General features: G+C 67.7%; 1 protein-coding gene. It reads left to right on the forward strand.

Going from position 1 to position 310, the window contains the following annotated elements; genetic code table 11:
• The coding region (locus QSK36_RS43250; RefSeq protein ID WP_285786462.1) for a 4Fe-4S dicluster domain-containing protein at positions 1–310 on the forward strand (310 nt) is incomplete at both ends.

Here is a 310-nt window from a genome sequence, read left to right on the forward strand (position 1 = left end):
CCGACACGACCTGGAAGGGCTTCCTCGACTTCTACACCTGCACCGAGTGCGGCCGCTGCCAGTCCCAATGCCCGGCCTGGAACACCGACAAGCCGCTGTCGCCCAAGATGCTCATCCTCGACCAGCGCGACCACGCCTTCGCGGTCGCGCCGTACCTGCTGGCCGGGGAGAAGGAGAAGGAGGGCTTCTCGCAGGATGTGCTGGCCCTGCTCGACAAGCCGCTCGTCGGCGAGGACGGGGTCATCCACCCCGACGTCCTGTGGTCGTGCACGAACTGCGGCGCCTGCGTCGAGCAGTGCCCGGTCGACAT

Origin of the sequence: Microbispora sp. NBRC 16548, from assembly GCF_030268985.1 — a bacterium.
Taxonomy (GTDB): domain Bacteria; phylum Actinomycetota; class Actinomycetes; order Streptosporangiales; family Streptosporangiaceae; genus Microbispora; species Microbispora catharanthi.